9 protein-coding genes are annotated in these 6,514 nt (G+C 44.3%); 6 read left to right on the forward strand and 3 right to left on the reverse strand.

Translation table 11 applies throughout. The features are described 5' to 3' along the window. The first annotated feature begins 122 nt into the window (after positions 1–122). Genes IBX40_10010 through IBX40_10020 form a run of 3 tightly spaced genes read left to right on the forward strand, consistent with a single transcriptional unit; the run spans position 123 to position 819 of the window. The gene (locus IBX40_10010; GenBank protein MBE0524650.1) at positions 123–320 is read left to right on the forward strand and encodes a hypothetical protein; all 198 of its coding nucleotides are present in this window, start codon (positions 123–125) and stop codon (positions 318–320) included. Then, a complete protein-coding gene (locus IBX40_10015; GenBank protein ID MBE0524651.1) occupies positions 304–474 on the forward strand; it encodes a HEPN domain-containing protein in 171 nt (56 codons plus the stop codon). Before IBX40_10010 ends, IBX40_10015 begins: the two co-directional genes overlap by 17 nt. Positions 475–486: 12 nt before the next feature. Beyond that, entirely contained in the window at positions 487–819 is a 333-nt protein-coding gene (locus IBX40_10020; GenBank protein MBE0524652.1) for a nucleotidyltransferase domain-containing protein, read from the forward strand. A 95-nt stretch (positions 820–914) separates the two neighbouring features. On the opposite strand, the gene IBX40_10025 is transcribed toward IBX40_10020, so the two are convergent. Next, positions 915–1,376: a hypothetical protein gene (locus IBX40_10025; GenBank protein ID MBE0524653.1), complete on the reverse strand. Its 462-nt coding sequence runs from the start codon at positions 1,374–1,376 to the stop codon at positions 915–917. 67 nt (positions 1,377–1,443) lie between these two features. On the opposite strand from IBX40_10025, the gene IBX40_10030 reads away from it, so the two are divergent. Both IBX40_10030 and IBX40_10035 read left to right on the forward strand, forming a co-directional pair. After that, positions 1,444–1,644, forward strand: coding sequence for a type II toxin-antitoxin system HicB family antitoxin (locus IBX40_10030; protein MBE0524654.1), 201 nt, complete (start codon positions 1,444–1,446; stop codon positions 1,642–1,644). 378 nt (positions 1,645–2,022) lie between these two features. Beyond that, entirely contained in the window at positions 2,023–3,255 is a 1,233-nt protein-coding gene (locus IBX40_10035; protein ID MBE0524655.1) for a histidine--tRNA ligase, read from the forward strand. A 4-nt stretch (positions 3,256–3,259) separates the two neighbouring features. Here the strand turns inward: IBX40_10035 and IBX40_10040 are convergent, their stop codons facing one another. Further along, positions 3,260–3,955, reverse strand: coding sequence for a hypothetical protein (locus tag IBX40_10040; protein ID MBE0524656.1), 696 nt, complete (start codon positions 3,953–3,955; stop codon positions 3,260–3,262). Positions 3,956–4,134: 179 nt separating this feature from the next. Here IBX40_10040 and IBX40_10045 point away from each other — a divergent pair, with 179 nt between their 5' ends. Continuing rightward, the gene (locus IBX40_10045; GenBank protein MBE0524657.1) at positions 4,135–4,836 is read left to right on the forward strand and encodes a (5-formylfuran-3-yl)methyl phosphate synthase; all 702 of its coding nucleotides are present in this window, start codon (positions 4,135–4,137) and stop codon (positions 4,834–4,836) included. Between the two features lie 5 nt (positions 4,837–4,841). Here IBX40_10045 and IBX40_10050 read toward each other — a convergent pair. Beyond that, positions 4,842–6,514: aldehyde ferredoxin oxidoreductase family protein (locus IBX40_10050; protein MBE0524658.1), on the reverse strand; the 1,673-nt coding region annotated here is incomplete at its 5' end.

Here is a 6,514-nt window from a genome sequence, read left to right on the forward strand (position 1 = left end):
CTGGGGGGACGTGCACATGGCTTTGCACTCGTCTTGTTCACGCACCACACCACCCGTCTGTAAAAACAGAATTACAATATCTCAACAACAAAACCTGCACCCTCTGGCCGAAGGGCAGCAGGGTGCAGCCAACCTTATACACTCATGCATTCCGGGTCTGGTGTGCTTATAATGGAAGAATACTTTCAGGGAAGCTTGTGCAACAGGACCGTGAGGATGAGCCAGCTGGTGTGCTGCTTGAGTGGATAAAGGCAGAAAAAGAAATACGTGAGCAGAACAATAAACCAATACGGAGGAAAACTCGTGGTAATAAAGCCTGATGAATGGTTACAACAGGCCGAATATGATATAGAAACAGCAGATTACCTATATGAAGGGGAAAGATATTTCTATGCTGTTTTCATGTGTCACCTGTCAATTGAAAAAGCACTCAAAGGGCTTTATGTTAAAAAATTCAGCAAAACGCCACCCTAAGGAAGTATTGAAATGGTTAAAAGCAAAGTAGTAGATGCAGTTACTTTCCTGCAACAATGCCTGAGAGAAACAGGGTTGGATGTCTCAAAGATAATTATATTCGGTTCACAAAGCCGAGATAATGCCACCGAAGACAGCGACATAGATATTGCCATCATTTCAAAGGACTTCAGCAATAAAGATATTTTTGAGCGAGCCCTGTTGACAAAGGATGCTGAAATAAAAACAATTCGAAAATTCATGATACCCCTCGACATTATCACACTTACATCAGAGGAATTTGAAAATGAAACCTCACCTGTTGCCGAATTTGCTAAAAGTGGGAAAATAATGTTTGCAGCTTAATAATGAGGAAATCCTGACCTTAATCCCAGCCCCATTCATCCTGCATCTGACCTCGCGCCCCCATACTTAAATGATGCCTGCGTCCGCTTGATACTTTAGATCATAGCCTTCGCAGACACATCAGGATCACCAGCACTGTGGATCATGGTGCCTCTCTCCTGCCTCCTCAGTCCCATTAATGTGATCAGATGATACTCCCTACCGCTCGGTTTGATGGACTGACGTCTCTGGATGTTCAGCAGCCTGGCCCACTTATCGATCATCTTCTCAAAATGCCGCAGGGTCAGCCTCTTGCCTATCCTCTCGTTTATGAAAATGTGTCCCTTCTTCCTGTTCCCCACATAATGTCGTAGCATTTCGCTGCACTGATACTGCCGGTCAGTTTCATGGTCTTGGGCGCACGTGTGTCGCCTGGTCCAGCGGTTGTACTTGCTCTTGGTCCTGGGGAAGGTGATCTCGCCGGTAGTGCGGTTCCACAGCTCGCTCCTGGATTCCAGGACCTCACTGGGTCGTGTGGTGGTCTCATTATCATAGTGCACGGTCTGCTGGGAATGCATAGCTTTGGTTCAATAAATGAATTAGATTTATATTCAAAAACAGCCTATCAAATTCTAGGTGAAAGTCATGAAGTTTAAAGTAGTCTTAGAACCAGCTGAAGAAGGCGGCTATGTAGTATATGTTCCCTCACTTCCCGGATGTATTTCTGAGGGTGATAGTAAGGAAGAAGCGCTAGAAAATATAAAAGAGGCTATAGAACTTTATTTGGAACCAACTGAAAATCCAATTTTAGCGAACAGTGCTGAAGTTGCTGAAGTTGCTGTCTAACTGGATATCCCATGAAGTTACCAGTAATGATCAGGTGAGAAAGTAATTAAAGCTCTATTAAAATCAGGATTTGTAAAAGTAAGGCAACGGGGTAACCTACGAAGGTGTCGGTTTATCTTCTTCGATCAAGGTACTGATGTTAAGCCCATCCAATTCTTCGCAAAGCTGTTTGGTGTAATATAATACAATTATTGAATAAGAGTTTAAAATATGTTCTTGCAGGGTGATTTTCCCTGCATTTCATTTTCATTCTCAATTTGTAATCATTTGAGCTATTATACAATAATTATTCATTTAAATCCCCAAATTTAACCAAAAGTAATAACAAAACCTATTTTACATAACATCTTATTAGACGCCGATAATGGAGATAAATACATGAAGATCCAAAAACCCAGGGGTACAAGAGACTTCCTGCCAGAGGATAACCACAAGAGACGATTTTATGAGAACAGGCTGCGGGACACGGCAACCAGGTGGGGATATCAGGAGATCAAGACCCCCACATTCGAGAGCATTGATCTGTTCACTGTAAAATCCGGTGAAGGTATCCTGGGAGAGATCTACAATTTTAAGGACAAGGGCGACCGCGAGATGGCACTCAGACCTGAACTCACCGCACCTGTGATGAGGATGTATGTCAATGAACTCCAGAGGACGCCAAAACCTGTCAAGCTTTATTATTTTGATAACTGTTTCAGATACGAACGACCACAGAAAGGAAGGTTCAGGGAATTCTGGCAGTTTGGTGCTGAATTGATCGGAAGTCCAAGGCCACAAGCCGATGCAGAGGTTATTGCCCTGGCCTGCAGGATGTTAAAGGCAGCAGGGGTAGAGGGAGAACTACATGTTGGACATCTTGGCATTATCAGGACTTTGCTGCAGGGGTTGAATGATGTGGTACAGGGTCAGATCATGAGGCTGGTGGATAAAAAGGATGACAAGGGTCTTGAGGATTATCTTGAAGAGATCGATGCCGATATTGAAATGAGGGAGAAGCTCTTTGAGCTTATAGGCCTGACCGGGACTGAAGCCGTAGCAGAGGCCAGGAACCTTGTGGGAGATATTGAAGACATGAATACCTTCCAGGAACTGCTGAACCTGCTGGATGTGTACGGCCTGGAATACACTATCAATTTTGGGATTGCCAGGGGCCTGGATTACTATACAGGTATGGTCTTTGAAATTTACAGCAGTGGTCTGGGAGCCCAGAACCAGGTATGCGGCGGCGGTTCGTACAGGCTTGCCAAATTGTTCGGCGGGGAAGATGTTGCTTCCACTGGTTTCGGCCTGGGATTTGACAGGATTATGGAAGTATGTACCATCGATGTACCTGTGGAAGATAAAGTGGTTGTGGTTTATTTTGAAGAGACCCGTGATGAGGCAATGCGTATTACAGCCATGCTCAGGGAATACCTGATAGTCGACATCGATGTAATGGGCAGAGGTTTTGGTGCGCAGTTAAAATATGCCAATACCAAAGGAGCCAAATGGGCTGTAATAGCAGGTGAAGATGAAATATCACTGGGCAAAGTCGGTCTCAAAAATATGGATTCGGGCCAGCAGGACCTGGTAAACATTGATGAACTGGTTCAAAAAATAACATCCTGATCCACTATATCATATCAAGCGGGATTGAACCGTTATGAACAGATGTAGCCACTAATATACCTTCCAACCCGATATCTTTCAACAGACTGATATCCTTCATATTCCTTATGCCGCCACCTAATATTATATTGTGATTTGAATGATCAACGACCTCTTTTAAGAAGTTAGTATTGATCCCGCTAGAGGTGCCTACATTGCTCAGTTCCAGTATTATCAGGTCATTAATATCATAACTGTTCAACATCTGGACCAACTTGATGGGAGGGATTTGAAATTCGGCTTCATTTGTAAGTATCTTGCCACCTAAAATATCAATACTAAAGTTTATGGTTCTTGGGTAGAAACTGCAAGCTTCTTCTAACAAACTTTCAGTTGCTGTTTCTGTACCTAAGACGACTGATTGTGCGAGCTCCTGGCCAAGATGAACATCATCCATAGTCGAAGCTCCCAGGTCAAGCATGGATTTGGCCTTCCAACCCATCTTTTTAATGATCTCATCATTGTTACCTGTGCCTCTAAGCCTGTTCAGGTCAGCTATGTACACTTCACGGGGAGTAAGTTCATTAACAATGTAAAGTGGCTCTGAATTTGAACATACACAACTGAATTCATGAATGGATCTATATTTTTCTCTCTCACCCTTTACGGCATGTACTACTTTTCCATTAAAAATGTCCAGTACAAAAACTACACGAAACATAATAATTTTATTAATTCTTCAGAATAGGTTATTTTCATATCGTTTCGTATCTACCAATATGGTTTTTATTATTAAAGTCTTGTGGATTGGATTATTTTGAGAATAATTTTAAGGAAACATATAGTAACTTATTTATTAGGACAAAGTAGTATTTGAATTTAATTTCGGAGTAACTTTATATGAAACTACTTGTCAGCCCAATCAATATCGATGAAGCGCGAGCTGCTGCAAATGGAGGAGCAGATATCATCGATGTAAAGAACCCCAAAGAAGGGAGTCTGGGAGCCAACTTCCCCTGGGTTATAAGAGCTGTGAAAGAAGCAGTAAACTCAAAATGCCCAATAAGCGCCACCATTGGAGATATGAATTATAAACCCGGTACAGCATCCCTTGCAGCGCTGGGAGCTGCTGTGGCAGGAGCTGAATATGTCAAAGTAGGATTATTTGATGTCCAGACCACGGAGCAGGCATTTGATATGGCCAGAAATGTTGTAAAATCTGTAAAAGATTATGATCCAAATAAGAAAGTGGTAATTTCCGGTTATTCAGATTATAAACGTATCAATTCCATTGCTGTAAGTAAACTGCCTGCTGTTTGTGCAGACTGTGGTGCCGATGTGGTAATGATGGATACAGGCATAAAAGATGGGCGTTCGACTTTCGAGTTCATGTCCCATGAAGAATTATCCAAATTCGTAGCATCAGCCCATGACCTGGGTCTTGAGACAGCTATCGCCGGAACTATCAAATTCGAGGATATAGAACCATTGAATAAGATCGGTCCTGATATTATTGGTGTCAGGGGCTGCGTGTGCGGCGGAGACCGGAATTCTGCAATTCAGCAAGAGCTCGTAGAAGCGCTCAAAGCCAGAATGGTGTGAACTTTTCAGGAAATTTCCAGTTCCCTGAGCAGTGATGCCGGGACAATTCCTTCTTTTGTAAAACCTGAGGATTTATAATATTCATCAAGCATCAGGTCCAGGTCTGCCTGGCTTATTGATTTGCCTTCTGTCATTACTTTCTTAGGCAGTGTATCATGAGTTCTGTTAAAGCCTTCATGATTGTTGAACGCCCGGGTAAGTACTGCCAGCCGTTTTCCAATCAGATCGAATTCTGCCCGGCCCATATCAAAACCCGCTGCTGCAATATAAAGATCAAATAGATCATCCAATCCGGCGGCAGCCATTAATAAGAATTTACAGACCCCAATAGAATCAAGAATAGCGTTTAGCATCTGACCATCCCATACCATTGCACCTTTTCCCCCACATTCCAAAGGGTTCCCACTACCAAATGCTTCCTTGCCGTACATCCAGGGACGGATATGACATGCACCCCTGTCAGAGACTGCATAGGCCAGGGCCTGTCCTCTTGCAGCCTGGGGCAGGTATGCAGGGATTTCCAGTCCCTTCACATTCATAGCAAGATCATCTGAGTTATTTCCTATCCTGGCAGCTGCATCTCTGTTACCATCGGCAGCAAATGCTAATTTGCCTTTACCTGACCCCATCATATGAATGGTCTCGATCAGTGCATCAGCATTCCCGAAGGACAGGTCCAGGCCGCCTGTATCTTCAGAAGTTATCAATTCCCTGCTAAAGCATTCCATTAAAAAAGAGATTGTGCTGCCAGTGCTCATACTGTCCAGACCATAGGAATCACACAAATGTTCGGCCTGTGTTACCACTGCAGGATCATTGATCCCGCAATTGGAACCAAGCAATGTAATAGATTCGAATTCAGGACCGTCGTGTACAAGCCCTTTATACTTGCCTGCTTCTACCACGGCCAGGTGACTGCACTGGATGGCACAGCCCCTGCATGATCGTCGTCTGTTTCCACCATCCCATAATTTTTCCATAAAAGAAGGACCATTAAGTTTTTCAGAAAGATTATCATCCCTGCCCGATGTGTAATTGCGGTTACTCAGGCCACCGGTCTCATTTACAGGATCTACCAGCTGGGAAGTGCCCATCTTCCTGAGAGTTTTTACGCCCGGACTGGTCCTGACCTTATTATAAATCCTCTTCCTGGCTGCTTTAAATGCACCGGGATTTGCAGGTTCGTATCTCTTGTGGCCTGTAACCACAATGGCTTTTAGCCCCTTGCTGCCCATTACCGCCCCCAGGCCCCCCCTGGCAGCAGTGCGGTACTCGGCAAATACACATGCCAGTTTTGCCATGCGCTCCCCGGCAGGCCCAATTGTTAGCACCCGGGATTCCCGGTCAGTTGAATGGCGTTTTTTTAATATTTCCTGGGTCGAGAACGTATCGTTACCCCACAGATCGGCTGCATCCAGTATCTCCACATGATCGTCAGTGATGTTGACATATACGGGTAAGTTGGATTTTCCTTTTATAATGATACCTAAATAACCGGCAAAGCGCAGTTCTGGTCCCCACCAGCCGTTGCAGTGGCTGTCGTTCCAGGTGCCGGTCAGGGGGCTTTTGGCGCAGACCGCAAAGTTGACGCAGTTTGTTACGGGGGCGCCGGTAAGGGGGCCGTTCATGCGTGATCGGTTAAGGAATCTAAAAGGCTTACTGCTTCTGTTTTTTGAAT

This window comes from Methanosarcinales archaeon (assembly GCA_014859725.1).
Taxonomy (GTDB): Archaea; Halobacteriota; Methanosarcinia; order Methanosarcinales; family Methanocomedenaceae; genus Kmv04.